Here is a 13,755-nt window from a genome sequence, read left to right as displayed (position 1 = left end):
AGCGTAGATGGCCCGCCTTGCCGAGACCGAAGGTCTCACCGATATTCAGGAAGAGATCCTGAAGACCGTCCGTCAGTTCGTGGACGAGAAGGTCATTCCGGTGGCCCAGGAGCTGGAGCATGCCGATGAGTATCCGACCGAGATCGTGGAGGGTCTCAAGGAGCTGGGCATCTTCGGTCTGATGATCCCGGAGGAGTACGGCGGGCTGGGTGAGTCGCTGCTGACCTACGCGCTGTGCGTGGAGGAGATCGCCCGCGGCTGGATGAGTGTGAGCGGTGTTATCAATACTCACTTCATCGTGGCCTACATGCTGATGCAGCACGGCACCGAGGAGCAGAAGCAGAAGTACCTGCCGAAGATGGCCACCGGTGAGGTCCGTGGCGCGTTCTCGATGTCCGAGCCCGGTCTGGGCTCGGATGTGTCGGCGGTGTCGACCAAGGCGACCAAGCAGGCTGATGGCTCGTATGAGATCACCGGCCAGAAGATGTGGCTGACCAACGGTGGCTCCTCGACGCTGGTCGCGGTGCTGACCAAGACCGATGAGGGCGCCGAGAGCGTCTACAAGAACATGACCACCTTCCTGGTGGAGAAGACCCCCGGCTTCGGCGAGACCGCGCAGGGCATCACGGTGCCGGGCAAGATCGACAAGATGGGCTACAAGGGCATCGACACGACCGAGATGATCTTCGAGGGTCACAAGATCTCGGCCGACCAGATCCTGGGTGGTACCCCGGGCAAGGGCTTCTTCCAGATGATGGACGGTGTCGAGGTCGGCCGGGTCAACGTCGCCGCCCGCGCCTGCGGCCTGGCGATCCGTGGTTTCGAGCTCGGTATCGCCTACTCCCAGCAGCGTCAGACCTTCGGCAAGAAGATCGCCGAGCACCAGGCCATCTTGTTCCGTCTTGCCGAGATGGGCACCAAGGTCGAGGTCTCCCACAACATGATGGTCCGCGCCGCGCGGTTGAAGGACACCGGCAAGCGGATGGACGTGGAGGCCGGGATGGCCAAGATGGTCGCCTCGGAGTACGCCAACGAGGTCGTGGAGGACTCCTTCCGCATCCACGGCGGCTATGGCTACTCCAAGGAGTACGAGATCGAGCGGATCATGCGCGAGGTCAAGTTCATGCTGATCGGTGAGGGCACCAGCGACATCCAGAAGATGATCATCGGCCGTTCGCTGCTCAAGGACTACAAGTCCTAGATCCTTCCGTCGGCACCAGCCCCTGGCGTCCCCATGGCCGGAGCCCAACGAAATAGTGAGGTCAGATGATCAGCCATACGGTACGAACCCGCCCGTCGTCGGAGAAACTGCCTCGCGAAGAGCAGCTCGCCTGGAAGCTCGCAGCCATGGCGATCGACCCGGTCGCCGTCCCGGCGGACGTCGTGGACATGGCCGTCGACCGGCTGATCGACAACGCCGCGTGCGCGGCGGGAGCACTGGCGCGCCGCCCCGTGGTCGCGGCACGAGAGCAGGCGCTTAGGCATCCGGCCGCTCCGGGAGCGATGGTCTTCGGCGCCTCGGAACAGACCCGAGTCTCAGCCGAGTGGGCTGCGTGGGCGAACGCCGTTGCCGTGCGTGAGCTCGACCTCCACGACACCGTTCACGCCGTGGACAACGGTCACCCGGCAGACAACATCCCCGCACTCCTGGCGGTAGCGCAGCACTGTCGTCTCTCCGGCGCAGACCTGGTGCGCGGGATCGCCGCGGCCTACGAGGTCGAGGTGGACCTCTGCAAGAGCATCGGCCTGCACCAGCACAAGATCGACCAGATCGCCCACCTCGGACCCTCCGCGGCGGCCGGGATCGGGGCCATGCTCGACCTGGACAACGAGACCGTCTACCACGCGATCGGGCAGGCGCTCCACTGCACGACGACGACTTGGCAGGCACGGACAGGACAGATCTCGACCTGGAAGGCCTTCGCCCCCGGATTCGCCGGGAAGGTCGCCATCGAAGCCATCGACTGCGCCATGCGTGGTATGACCTCTCCCACCCCCATCTACGAGGGCCAGAACGCGGTGATCGCCTGGATGCTCGACGGGCCTGACGCGACGTACTCGGTGTCGCTCCCCGGACCGGGAGAGCCGAAGCGCGCGATCATGGAGACCTATCCCAAGGAGTACTCGGCGGAGTTCCTCATTCAGCCACTCATCGACCTGGCCAGGCATGCAGGACAGCGAGTCAGCGATAGTGGGAGGATCGAGAGGGTCGTGCTCCACGTCAACAGCGACGCGCACAACTTCGTCGGCTCTGGCTCCGGAGACCCGCACAAGTGGGATCCCAACGCCAGCCGGGAGACCCTGGACCACTCGCTCGCCTACATCTTTGCCGTGGCTCTCCAGGACCAGGGCTTGCATCACGTCCGTTCCTACGAGCGGAGTCGGGCGACACGGCCGGATACCGTCGAGCTGTGGCAGAAGATCAGCACGGTCGAAGACCCCGAGCTGACCCGGCTCTACCACGAACCAGATCCGGCCAAACGCCAGTTCGGTGGTCGTGCCGAGATCACCATGGCCGACGGGTCGGTGCTCGTCGAGGAGATCGCTGTGGCAGATGCTCACCCGGCTGGGGCGCGTCCCTTCGGTCGTGATGAGTACGTGGCCAAGTTCGCCGGGCTGGCTGATGGTGCGATCGCCGACGATGTCCAGCAGCGTTTCCTGTCGCTCGTGAGCCGGCTCCCGGACCTCACTCCCGACGAGGTAGCCGCCATCGCGCTCCCTGGCATCGCGCAGGCCTCTGAGCCGGCGCAGACCAAAGGAATTCTCTAAGCCCCCGATGCCGCGGCCGGACGGCCGCGGCACCAGGCTCGTCAGACCGCGAGCGAATCTATGGCCGGGCCGACCTTGTCAGCCCGGTCCGCGCGTCGCAGCGGGATCCCGCACAACGCTGAGACCACGGTCGCCCCGGCGACCCACAGGACGACCGGGATGGCCGAGGAGTAGCTGTCCACCAGCTTCGTGAGGGCGAGCGGGGTCACGGCCCCGCCCACGATCACGCCGATCGTGAAGCCGACCGACAGACCGGTGTAGCGCACGGCCCCGGTGAACGCCTCGGCGAAGAACACGCCGATCGTTCCCCAGGTCATGGAGTAGCCGGTCAGCATCACGATGTAGGCGACCATGACCAGGCCAAGACTCCCGGATTCGATCGCCGCAGCCCACGGGTAGATGGTGGCCGCGATCGCGAGGTTTCCAGCGATGAAGATCGCCTTGCGCCCGCCTCGGTCGCTGATCGCACCGACGGCGATGCTCGCGACGATTACCCAGATCGCGGCAGCGATGATGACGACCAGCATCTGGTTGCGACTGAAGCCCTGCCCCGCACCGTAGGAGAGACCGAACACGGCCGCGACATAGAAGGTCACCGAGTTGCCGACGGCCGCACCCGCGATGAGAAGCACTTCGGTCTTGTGGCGGCGCAGCACCTCGATCACGGGCGCGGGCTGGATGTCGTTCGACTTCTTCAGAGCGGTGAACTCAGGGCTCTCCTCGAGGCGTAGCCGGATCGCCAGCCCGAGTACGACGAGCACGACGCTGATCCAGAACGGCACGCGCCAACCCCACGATCTGAATGCTTCGTCTCCCATGCTGGAGCCGACGATCAGGTACACGACATTGGCGACGATGAGGCCGAACTGGGCGCCCGTCTGGACCCACGAGCCGTAGAACCCCCTCTTGCCCGCAGGACTGTGCTCGACCGTCATGAGCACAGCGCCGCCGTACTCGCCACCGAGCGCGATGCCTTGCGCGAACCGCAGGACCACCAACAGAGTCGGGGCCGCGACTCCGATGGCGTCGTACGAAGGCACGAGGCCGATCCCCACCGTTGCCGTGCCCATGGTCAACAGCGTCGTCACCAGAGCGACCTTCCTGCCCACGCGGTCGCCGAAGTGTCCGAAGACGACGCCCCCGAGGGGCCGGGCGACGAATGCCACGCCGAAGGTGGCGAAGGACAACAGGGACCCGGTCAACGGATCGGAGTTGGGAAAGAACACTTCGCCGAAGACGAGCGCGGCTGCCGTCCCGTAGATGAAGAAGTCGTAGTACTCGATGGTCGTGCCCATCAAGCTTGCGAGTCCGACCCTCCTGACGTCAGCGGTGGTGGTGCTGGAGTGGGACATGGCGCCCTTCTTTCTCAGAGAACCCGGGAATCGGTGATGCGGTGGGAGGCGAGGCGGGCCGGGCCAGCGTGGCCTCGTGCCCGCGTGGGCCTCACCACAGAAGACCACAGACCTGACATCGCGACAAGTGTCCGACATTTAATCACGAGTCGACATTCCGCGCCTCTCCCGCCGAGTACGAGATGCGCAGGAAACAGTCTGGCAATGGAGTGCCTGTTAGAATTTCCTTTCCCAACGATCTGGAGCAAGACATGGCAGCGTCAGCTTCCCAAGGCTTTGTGGTTCAGCAGGTGATGCGTCCACGTGAGCAGGTCCAGGCGCAGATCAAGGCCGCCATCTACGACGGCACATTCGCCCAGGGCGAGAAGCTGCCGTCCGAGAATGCTCTCGCAGACATGTTCGGTGTCAGCCGGCCGACCGTCCGCGAGGCGCTAGGCGCGCTGGCCACCGCCGGCCTCGTACGCAAGATCCCAGGCGCCAGCGGCGGCTCGTTTGTACGTGAGGTCGACACGAACGCGCTCGGGCGGATGCTGAAGGACTCGCTGAGCCACGTCCTCCAGCTGGGGTCGGTCGAGATCGATGAGGTCAGCCAGGCCCGCGAGGTCCTCGAAGTCCCCTGCGCACGGCTGGCGGCGCGTCATGCCGATCAGGCGCAGATCGACGCCGCCCGCGACATCGTGTCGCAACAGAAGCGGATCGATCTGAGTTCACCGCAGGTCTCTGAGCTGGACCAGCAGTTCCACCGGATCATCGCCGAGGCGTCGGGCAACCGGCTGCTGGTCGCCTTCGTCGGCGCCCTCCACGCCTGCACGGCGCCCGTGACCTACCTCAACCTCACTCCCGAGGTGGGGCACGAGACCATCCTCCAGCACGCCCACATCATCAAGGCCGTGGAGGCCGGCGACGAGTTGGCGTCAGCCGAAGCCATGCGTGACCACCTTGCCTACGTTCGACAGTGGAGTCGTGACCGCCCGACGACCGAGTCCTGATCTCGCCCAGGTGAGAAGTCCCGACGGCTACTGCCGTCGGGACTTCTGTCGTACAGCGAGACTGCGGAGTCCACCGCCGAAACTACGACTCCTGGGTCACTAGCAGACAGGAAGGCCGGCCGGCTCACGCTCCGCCGCCGGGGCCAGGGCACCGGTCGGATCGACGTGGCCCGCATTGTTCTCACTGGCTGTGGTGGTGCGCCGGACCAGCGCTACGTGGGCGACCGCGGCGAGCGCGACCGATGCCACAGTCACGATGCCCAGCGGCAGGACAGCCTCCGCGCCCCCGAGACCAACCAGTGGCGCGGAGATGCCGCCGAAACCGAAGCGCGCCATGCCGAGCACGGAGGATGCGGTTCCGGCGAGCTCGGGATAGTCAGCAAGGGCCAGTGAAGTCGTCGGCGGCGCCGCGACGGCAGTGCCGGAAGCCAGGACGAACAGAGAGACGAGGACAACAGGCAGGGCAAGGTCGAACAGGCCGGTGGCGAGAAGACCGAGAGAGCCGCCGGCAGACATGACGATGCCGACGACAAGCGTTCCACGCTCGGACCAGCGCTCGGCCGCACGGCCGCCGAGCCAGCCGAAGACCATGAAGCCCAGGGAGTTGGCGCCGAACGCGATCGAGTAACCCTGCGGGGAGAGACCGTAGGTGCCCTGAAGGATGTACGTCGCACCACTGAGGTAGGCGAACAGAGCGGCGTAGGTCAGGCCGCAGATCAGCACGGATCCGACGAACAACCGGTCCGAGAGCAGCGTACGAAAGTCACGACCGGTCTGACGCAGCCCACCGGTGGTGCGCTGCGCGACAGGAAGAGTCTCGCCGAACAACGCGGCGGCAGCGACGAGGAGAACGACGCCGATCGCGGCGAGGAAGAGGAAGAGCCCACGCCAGTCGGTGAAGTTGGCCAGCTGACCACCGACAACGGGCCCGACGATGGCCGCGAAACCGCCGATGACAGTGAGCCGTCCGTAGAAGCGAATCAGCGCGCCACCCTCGTACACATCGCGTCCCGCGGCTTGGGCGATGACGATGCCCACGGCTCCGGCAAGGCCCTGCACCAGGCGAGCAAGGACGAGGGTCTCGATGGTGGGGCTGAACGCGCACAGGGCCGAGGCGACCACGTACGCGGTGATCCCGGCCAGCAGCGGAAGTCGACGTCCGAACCGGTCGGAGAGCGGCCCCGCGATCAGCTGTCCGACGGCGAGGCCGACCAGGCAGGCGGTCAGGGTGAATTGGGCGGCGGATGTGGCAGCACCGAGGTCGTCGGTGAGCGCCGGAAGGACCGGGAGGTAGAGGTCCATTGAGATCGGCCCGAACACGGTGAGCAGCATGAGCAGCGTGGCGAGCACAAGACCGACCCTGCGGGTGGCGGGACGGTCGGAGGGTGTGGATTGCACAGGAGCCTTCCTGGGATTGACGTCGTCTTCTCGTACGCCACTACGACACCACCATTCCGGCGCCCGCGAGAGTCCCGCCTGATGGGTGTACTCGCAGGGTGTCCCTCACGCGCGGCATCGCCAGGGAGCACCCCGGGCGGGGGTCAGGGAACGTTGTGGCCGGCGGCACGGATGAGGCCGTACCACTCGCTGCGAGTGAGAGGGATGTCCGAGCCGGCAGCGGCGTCAGCGACGCGGCCCGGCCTCGTGGTGCCGAGCACGACCTGGATGCCCGCGGGGTGCCGCGTGATCCACGCGACCGCGATCCCGGTGGGCGTGACGTCGTACTTCGTCGCCAGACGCTCGAGCTCGGCATTCAGCTCCGGGTAGTCGGGCGAACCCAGGAAGACACCGTCTTGGAAGCCCTTCTGGAACGGGCTCCACGCCTGCAATGTAATCCCGTTGATCCGGGCATAGTCGACGATGCCGCCGCCGTCGCGGGTGATCGAGTCCTCCTGACCCGCCATGTTCGACGACAGTCCCTGGGCGACGATCGTCGAGTGCGTGATGGACAGTTGCACCTGGTTGGCGAGGATCGGCTGGGTCACAGCGGTCTTGAGCAGGTCGATCTGGCGCGGCGTGTGGTTCGAGACGCCGAACGCGCGAACCTTGCCGCTGGACTCGAGGTGGTCGAACGCTCGGGCGACCTCCTCGGGCTCCACCAACGCATCCGGGCGGTGCAGCAGCAGGACGTCGAGGTAATCGGTGCCCAGCGCTTTCAGCGATCGCTCTGCGGAGGTGACGATGTGCTCGTAGGACTGGTCGTAGCCCCACGGGTCATCGATGATGCTCGTCTTCGTCTGCAGCCTGATCTGCTCGCGCTCGGAACTGCTGAGCTGCAGCGCCTCGGCGAACCGGCGCTCGCACAGGTGGGGGCCACCGCCGGGATGATTGAACCCGTACAGGTCAGCGTGGTCGAAGAAATCGATGCCCACGTGGCGCGAGGCGGTGTACAGCGCACGGATCTCCTCGTCGGTGTTGCCGGCGATGCGCATCATGCCCGTGACGACGTTGGGCACCGTGGTGCCGTTGGCTCCGAATGGGACGGTCTTCATGGTTCTCCTGCAATCTGCTGGTTGTGGGTCTTCTCGGTCGGTCGGAACTTGTCAGGCGCCGGTAGTCGATGGCTGCGTCAACGCGGCCGCGTGGTCAGCGACGTCGCGTGCGTAGGGAAGGGAACGGTTGTACGCGGCGATCGCTGCGTTCCAACCGTCATCGGTGGCGAGGTCCTCACCTCGAACGCAGAGGTAGGTCGCCGCGGTGAGGACGGCGTCGTCGATCTGGTGCGGGTCGGTCTCGCCGTCAGCGTTGCCGTCCTGGGCGTATCGCAGCCAGGTCGTCGGAATGAACTGCATGGGGCCGACCGCGCGGTCCCACTCCGCATCGCCGTCGAGTGCTCCCTCATCGGTGTCTGGGATCGCCATCACACCATCGCTGCCGTTGAGCGGCACCCCGGTGATCGGTGGCGTCACCGTGCCAGCCGAGCCGACGGTGGCGCCGTTGTAGCTGCCATGGAGCGACTCGACGGTGCCGATCCCGGCGAGCGTGTTCCACCCGATGCCGCAGCCGGGGCGGTCCACCGAGAGCCTCAGCGAAGCCCCGCCATATGCTGCGAGCACGCGTTCGGGGATCCCGGTGCGTTGAGCCGTACGAGACACCCAGGCGGGATCCGGGAGGCTGGCTATCGGTCTCCCGCTGAGACCGGTGCCCGCGCGAGCGGCGTCGGCCAAGTCCTGGGCGGGTGCGGCTGGATAACCCCGGTCAACGTACGGAACCGACTCGTCGGCGCCGGTGCATCCCACGGCGAGAGTCGCCATGAGCGTAATGGCGGACGCCGCCAGAATTCGGCGTGCGGTGATAGTGATCATCAGTCCTCAAGAGTCGTTGCGTGCTGTGAGACCTCGGTCCAGGATCGTGACGGTGACCTCGCCGTCCTCGAGTGCCTCGAGCTGCTTGCGAGACGCGTCATAGACGCCCAAACGGACGATGTTGGCAGATGGCGCACCACGCTCGCCCCTGTAGAAGAACGCGATGTCGCCCCAGGGGACGTAGATGGCCAAGTCGCCGGCCCCGGCGCTCGAAGGCGGAGACCCGGCGGTTCGGATCTCCCGCGGCGGATAGGCGATCTTCTCCACTCCCTTGAAGTCCTCGAACGAGAGCGTCAGCGGCAGCATCGTCAGCAGGTCACGGACGGCGGGGTTGTCCTCATCGACGTGCACGTCGATCGAGCCGCCGGAGGCGGTGGCAAAGCGGATGACCGTGCCCGAGCGCGGGGATGGTGTCATCGAACCGGCCTTTCCTTGTTGTGAACTATCAGGACCAGAGGTGAGTCGCGCGGCAGATCGAGCCGGTGCGCTCGGCGCCTCCGCGCCGGTGATCAGGATGCGCGACGGGGGGTCTCACTTACCGTCTACGCGGCGGGGTCGAACCGCAGGACGCGGTCGTCGTCGGACCCGGGGTCGCCGCGACCGTCGGTATTGCTGGTGAGCATCCGAACCGACCCGTCGGGGGCGAGAGCGACGTCGCGGAGGCGTCCGTACTCGCCGACGAGATGCTCCGTCGACGACGCCAAGTCATCCAGCGGGACCTCTCGGAGCCGCTCTCCGCGCAGGTTCGCGATCCAGATCGACCCATCCGCGATCGCGATTCCGCTGGGACTCGCGTCCGCCGGAGCCCACTGTTGCACCGGGTCGATGAACCGGCTGTCCTCAGCGATGCCCTCGACCTCGGGCCAGCCGTAATTGCCGCCGGCCTCGATGACGTTGAGCTCGTCCCAGGTGTCCTGGCCGAACTCGCTGGCGTACATCGTCCCGTCCTCGCTCCAGGCCAGGCCTTGCGGGTTGCGGTGCCCGTAGCTGTAGACCAGAGAGTCGTCGAAGGGGTTGTCGCGCGGCACATCCCCCTCGGGCGTCAGGCGCAGGATCTTGCCCGACAGCGAGTCGCGGTCCTGCGCGGCCTGGGCGTTCCCGGCGTCCCCGACGGTGACGTAAAGCATCCCATCGGGGCCAAAGGCGATCCGCCCGCCGTTGTGGTAGGACGCCGCGTCCAACCCGTCGAGGAGCACTTCGGGCTCGCCAAGGCCGAGCGACCCGGGCGCACCGCGCAGCTCGTACCGTTCGAGGCGGTTCTCGTCGCCCGAGGTGAAGTAGGCATACAGGTGCTGCTCGTGCACCGCGATGCCGAGCAGGCCTCCCTCCCCCATTGGCGTCGCACCGTCGATCACGCCGACCTCACGGGACGTTCCGTCGCTGGCCAACTCGAGGATCCTGCCGGAGTCGCGCTCGCTGAGCAACGGGGCGTTGCCGTGGAAGGCGATAGACCACGGAACGTCGAGGCCCGACGCAACGGTGTCGACATTCCCGCTGGATGACGCCGTACCACCCGGCAGCGCCGTTGTAGGCGTCTGACTCGGATCCGTCGAAGGCGCCTGATCCGTCGAGGCCGCGCAGCCGGCCAGCACCGCTGCGGCGAGGACCGGTACCAGCAGCGCGGGCAGGCCACATGCGACGACGGGCGGGATCCTCATGCCGTCCATTCGCCGACGAAGGATCGGAACGCGCCGCGGTCACGGTGGAGGGACCAGATGCGGTCGGCTAGAGCGTCGGGTTCGTGGTCGGGCTCGCCGCCGCCGATGCCGTGGGGGATGATCAGCTGCGCGACATGGATTCCCTCGGGCGCGAGGGCCTCGTGCAGCATCTGGCCGTAGGCGCTCTCTCCGGCGAAGGCGACCGAGGTGCCGGCCACGCCCCCGCTCGGACGGACAGCACTGCCGCCGTTGATGAACAGGATCGTCCCGCGGCCAAGCTCCCGCAGTCCCGGCAGCACGTGCTGCACCGCGGTGACCGGTCCGTACACCGACTGTTCGACGGGTCCGACAAGATCCTCCGCCGTCGTCTCGAGCACCGGCTTCATGAACTCGCGCGCAGGGACAGGGCTGTACTGCAGGACCTCGATCGGGCCGAGGTCCGTAGCCGCGGCGTCGAGGGCTTCGCGCAGCCCCTGCGCATCGCGGACGTTCGCCGCGTATCCGCGCGCGGTGACGCCGTCGTAGGTCAGCTCGGCGGCCAACTGGTCGACATTGGACTGTGTCCGGGAGATCAGCGCGATGGAGAACCCCTCGCGACCGAAGCGGCGCGCAGCAGCCTGCCCGAGCCCGGCGCCGGCGCCGATGATGGCGACTGTGGTCATCGTGTTCCTTTCGTCATGAGATCCCGGGTCCCGGTGATCTTCACGCCGTCAACGCTAGGCGTTCGGGTGGCGCCTGAGGGAGACCCTGTGAGTACGTCCATCAGCGGGGGCTGCCCGCCGACAAAGAACACCGCATCATGTATGGGAGCGAATCGTGCGACTCCGTCCAGGCCGATCGCAAAGGGGTTCTCGCAATACCTGCACTAAGTGGGTAACCCTCCCGGGAGACATCAGCGGTTACATGGGAGCGAACCAGAAGCACAGTGCGTTGAGGAGACGGCCACGTCCAGCATCGAAAGCACCATCCAGCAGCCCGCCAAGCCCATGGGACGCCGGCTAGGCTTCGTTGGCGCGACCGCGTCCTTGGTGGCTGTGTTCGTTGCCTCAGGCGCCCCGATCCCGCTCTACGAGCGCTACCGGGTCGCCGACGGTCTGGACACTGGTGATCTCTCGATCGCCGCCGTGACCTACTTCGTCGCGGTGATGATTGCCCTCGTCGTGCTCGGTCGCCTCTCCGACCACGTCGGGCGCAAGGCCCTCGCTGTCACCGCGGTGAGCCTGGCCGCCGCGGGGTCGCTCGCGCTGCTGGACGTCACCGGACTGCCGGTGCTGATGGCCGGGCGGGCCCTCCATGGACTGGCCTGCGGGCTGGGCTCATCGGCCGTCGCCGCTTACATCGTCGACCTCGCCCCGGCCAAACCCCGATGGCTGGCCGCGACTCTGGTTTCAGGCGCCCCGCTGATCGGGCTGACCGTCGGGGCGATCGGCTCAGGTGCGCTGGCCGAGTACGCCCCCTCGCCGGAGCAGACGCCGTACCTGACGGTGACAGCCCTGCTCGCCGCCTGCGCCGTGCTCTTGATGGTCTCTCCCGAAGCAGTTGCGCGCCGTCCAGGCGCGTTGTCGTCGCTACGCCCGCACGTACATCTGCCACACAGGATCCGCCCCCTGCTGCCCGCCGCGATTGCCGTATTCTGCGGAACCTGGGCCTTCGGCGGCTTCTATCAGGCCTTCAGCCCGACGATCTCCGCCCAGAGCCTCGGAACCACGAACACGTTGATCGCCGGCGTCGTCTTCGCGTCCTTCATGGCGCCCTACGTCGTCGGTGGTCCGCTCGCCGGCGCCCTCTCACCGGTCCGAGCGCAGCGCGCCGGCATGGTCGTGTTCGCCTTCTCGGTGGTGGGCGTCGTCATCGGTCTGCGCAACGGCGAGATCGTCACCGTCATCCTGTGCGGCATCGTCGCAGGCGCCGCTCAAGGCGCGGCGTTCACCGGATCCATGCGGAGCCTCCTACAGCGCATCGGCCCCGCCGAGCGCGCCGGGCTCATGGCGACCGTCTACCTGTTCTCCTATTGCGGTGCCGCAGTGCCGAGCCTGATCTCCGGACGCCTCGCCGCGGAGGGACTGACGTTAGAGACGATCGCGCTCGGGTACGCCGGCCTCGCGATCATCGCCGCAGTGGTCGTACTGGCTGGTGCGGGCAGGGGTGGCGCTCGTCCTGGCGGCCGGACCTCGTCGACGCCTCCCGGTTAGGGCCCGGCACCAGTTCCTACTTGTACCGCAGTGACCCCGATGTGGTCGGTCGCCTCGATGACCAGCCCATCGCTATTCCACCAGTGGCGCCAAGATTGACTCTCGTTGTGCGAATTCTTAGCGCCAAGCTCCGCCGATTCGATACGCCTCTACAGCTCCCAATGATCGGCTGACCGTTCTGCCGCCGAGCGAGAGCTCGGCGGCAGAACTGGACGGCTCGGTCCGTTGGCCCAGAACCAGCCTCAGTCCCGGTAGGTGCTCAAATCGAACTCCGGGTTGCCGATCGTGGTGAACCAGTCCCGAACCTGCTCCTGGTCGTCGCCGAAGGTGAGGCCGAGCTGCAGCAGCATCCGTGCCTTCTGCGGCAGGAGGTCGCCGGCGCCGATGACTCCGGCAGTGCCGGTGTCATAGGTTCCCTCGCCGCCGGTGCGGGTCGCGGAGACGAAGAGGACACCGTCGGCGATGGCGGCCCGTTGGGCGGGCGACTGGGCGTAGGAGATGTTCCCCGGGCCGTGCCCAGCGGTGACGATGCCCTGCGCACCGTCTGCCACAGGACCGGCGATCGTCGCGGCCGAGGCCTCGACGTACCCACCCACGATGTCTACGCGGGCCAAGTCGTCGGGCGTGGTCTCACGCAGGTCGAACGGCGTCCGCCATGCCTTGGTCCCGCAGTCCATGACTCGGGCTGGGGCCCGCATCGTGCGGATGTTGTCTTCGTTCACCACACCCAGAGCGCCGTAGGCACGTGACTCGAAGGTGTCCATCCGGTACCCGTCGGTCTTGGTGACGTCGCGGGCCGCGAAGAACTGGTCGTTCAGCAGGGCGACCGTGCCGAAACATGTCGTCTTGCCACTCGCCGCCAGGCGGATCGAGCTGAACAGGTTGGTGTACGCGTCGTAGGTGAACGTCCCGTACTGATGCATCGACCCGGTGACCACGACAGGCTTGCTCGACTGGACCGTCAGGTCGAAGAAGTAGGCGTCCTCCTCCAACACGTTGGTCCCCGCTGTCACCACCACACCATCGACCCGGCTCTTGCGGAGCTGCTCGTCCACGGTGCGCGAGACGTCGTACAGGGTCTTGTTGCTGACGGCACCCGAGGACCCCAGGGACGACGTGCGCACCACGGTGAGGTTGGCGACCTGGGCCAGCTCCGGATACATGTCTTCCAGGATCGTCTGCACACCACCATCGACCGACCCCTGGTAGTGCAGGTAGCTGATCCGGTCGCGCGCTCGAGACGTCAAGGTCCCGCCGGCGTCGATCACGACGATGTCCGGCTTCTTCGGGTCGCGCTTCGGCCCGATCGGCGTCTCCGGGAAGTCGGGCACCTGGTACCGGGCAACGATGCTGGCCGCCGAGGGTCCGGTGGCCGACGGCGCGGTCTTGGCTGCCGCCGAGAGCGGCGCCATGAGTGCGACGAGCGCCGTGGTGGCGGCAAGGGCGGTGACGAACGGTCGCCGCTTCTGTAGGCGTGACATGTCTTCTCC

General features: G+C 66.8%; 12 protein-coding genes. 4 read left to right on the top strand and 8 right to left on the bottom strand.

Translation table 11 applies throughout. The annotated features are described in order from the left end of the window. Window positions 1–7 precede the first annotated feature (7 nt). The gene (locus tag OH802_RS17630) at window positions 8–1,201 is read left to right on the top strand and encodes an acyl-CoA dehydrogenase family protein (RefSeq protein WP_406020555.1); all 1,194 of its coding nucleotides are present in this window, start codon (window positions 8–10) and stop codon (window positions 1,199–1,201) included. 65 nt (window positions 1,202–1,266) lie between these two features. Then, a complete protein-coding gene (locus OH802_RS17625) occupies window positions 1,267–2,769 on the top strand; it encodes an MmgE/PrpD family protein (RefSeq protein ID WP_406020553.1) in 1,503 nt (500 codons plus the stop codon). Window positions 2,770–2,810: 41 nt separating this feature from the next. Here the strand turns inward: OH802_RS17625 and OH802_RS17620 are convergent, their stop codons facing one another. Beyond that, window positions 2,811–4,121 carry an MFS transporter gene (locus tag OH802_RS17620; RefSeq protein WP_406020551.1) on the bottom strand — a complete coding sequence of 437 codons (1,311 nt, stop codon included), beginning with the start codon at window positions 4,119–4,121 and terminating at the stop codon, window positions 2,811–2,813. 293 nt (window positions 4,122–4,414) lie between these two features. Here OH802_RS17620 and OH802_RS17615 point away from each other — a divergent pair, with 293 nt between their 5' ends. Continuing rightward, window positions 4,415–5,110, top strand: coding sequence for a FadR/GntR family transcriptional regulator (locus OH802_RS17615; protein WP_406029337.1), 696 nt, complete (start codon window positions 4,415–4,417; stop codon window positions 5,108–5,110). Between the two features lie 99 nt (window positions 5,111–5,209). Here OH802_RS17615 and OH802_RS17610 read toward each other — a convergent pair whose 3' ends face one another. The 6 genes from OH802_RS17610 to OH802_RS17585 form a co-directional block, all read right to left on the bottom strand. Continuing rightward, window positions 5,210–6,508: a multidrug effflux MFS transporter gene (locus OH802_RS17610; protein WP_406020549.1), complete on the bottom strand. Its 1,299-nt coding sequence runs from the start codon at window positions 6,506–6,508 to the stop codon at window positions 5,210–5,212. A 143-nt stretch (window positions 6,509–6,651) separates the two neighbouring features. After that, window positions 6,652–7,602 (bottom strand): aldo/keto reductase family oxidoreductase, encoded by a 951-nt coding sequence (locus tag OH802_RS17605; protein WP_406020547.1) that lies wholly within the window; start codon window positions 7,600–7,602, stop codon window positions 6,652–6,654. Window positions 7,603–7,653: 51 nt separating this feature from the next. Then, the gene (locus OH802_RS17600) at window positions 7,654–8,166 is read right to left on the bottom strand and encodes a lytic transglycosylase domain-containing protein (protein ID WP_406020545.1); all 513 of its coding nucleotides are present in this window, start codon (window positions 8,164–8,166) and stop codon (window positions 7,654–7,656) included. Window positions 8,167–8,421: 255 nt separating this feature from the next. Continuing rightward, on the bottom strand, window positions 8,422–8,832 hold the full coding sequence (locus OH802_RS17595) for a cyclophilin-like fold protein (RefSeq protein ID WP_406020544.1): 411 nt from the start codon (window positions 8,830–8,832) through the stop codon (window positions 8,422–8,424). A gap of 125 nt (window positions 8,833–8,957) precedes the next feature. Then, window positions 8,958–10,073 carry a PQQ-dependent sugar dehydrogenase gene (locus tag OH802_RS17590; RefSeq protein WP_406020542.1) on the bottom strand — a complete coding sequence of 372 codons (1,116 nt, stop codon included), beginning with the start codon at window positions 10,071–10,073 and terminating at the stop codon, window positions 8,958–8,960. Then, window positions 10,070–10,735: an SDR family NAD(P)-dependent oxidoreductase gene (locus OH802_RS17585; RefSeq protein ID WP_406020540.1), complete on the bottom strand. Its 666-nt coding sequence runs from the start codon at window positions 10,733–10,735 to the stop codon at window positions 10,070–10,072. Before OH802_RS17585 ends, OH802_RS17590 begins: the two co-directional genes overlap by 4 nt. A 366-nt stretch (window positions 10,736–11,101) precedes the next feature. Between OH802_RS17585 and OH802_RS17580 the strand changes: the two genes are divergently transcribed. Continuing rightward, a complete protein-coding gene (locus tag OH802_RS17580; protein WP_406020538.1) occupies window positions 11,102–12,265 on the top strand; it encodes an MFS transporter in 1,164 nt (387 codons plus the stop codon). A 242-nt stretch (window positions 12,266–12,507) separates the two neighbouring features. Here the strand turns inward: OH802_RS17580 and OH802_RS17575 are convergent, their stop codons facing one another. After that, a complete protein-coding gene (locus OH802_RS17575) occupies window positions 12,508–13,746 on the bottom strand; it encodes an asparaginase (protein WP_406020536.1) in 1,239 nt (412 codons plus the stop codon). Between the last annotated feature and the right edge of the window lie 9 nt (window positions 13,747–13,755).

It is taken from the genome of Nocardioides sp. NBC_00850 (genome assembly GCF_045207335.1).
Taxonomy (GTDB): Bacteria; Actinomycetota; Actinomycetes; order Propionibacteriales; family Nocardioidaceae; genus Nocardioides.
This window is presented reverse-complemented; position numbering and strand designations above follow the sequence as displayed.

Excerpts from the sequence above, each read along its gene's own strand:
- OH802_RS17630 (WP_406020555.1), top strand. The coding sequence starts at position 8 with ATGGCCCGCCTTGCCGAGACCGAAGGTCTCACCGATATTCAGGAAGAG.
- OH802_RS17625 (WP_406020553.1), top strand. The coding sequence starts at position 1,267 with ATGATCAGCCATACGGTACGAACCCGCCCGTCGTCGGAGAAACTGCCT.
- OH802_RS17620 (WP_406020551.1), bottom strand. The coding sequence starts at position 4,121 with ATGTCCCACTCCAGCACCACCACCGCTGACGTCAGGAGGGTCGGACTC.
- OH802_RS17615 (WP_406029337.1), top strand. The coding sequence starts at position 4,415 with ATGCGTCCACGTGAGCAGGTCCAGGCGCAGATCAAGGCCGCCATCTAC.
- OH802_RS17605 (WP_406020547.1), bottom strand. The coding sequence starts at position 7,602 with ATGAAGACCGTCCCATTCGGAGCCAACGGCACCACGGTGCCCAACGTC.
- OH802_RS17595 (WP_406020544.1), bottom strand. The coding sequence starts at position 8,832 with ATGACACCATCCCCGCGCTCGGGCACGGTCATCCGCTTTGCCACCGCC.
- OH802_RS17590 (WP_406020542.1), bottom strand. The coding sequence starts at position 10,073 with ATGAGGATCCCGCCCGTCGTCGCATGTGGCCTGCCCGCGCTGCTGGTA.
- OH802_RS17585 (WP_406020540.1), bottom strand. The coding sequence starts at position 10,735 with ATGACCACAGTCGCCATCATCGGCGCCGGCGCCGGGCTCGGGCAGGCT.
- OH802_RS17575 (WP_406020536.1), bottom strand. The coding sequence starts at position 13,746 with ATGTCACGCCTACAGAAGCGGCGACCGTTCGTCACCGCCCTTGCCGCC.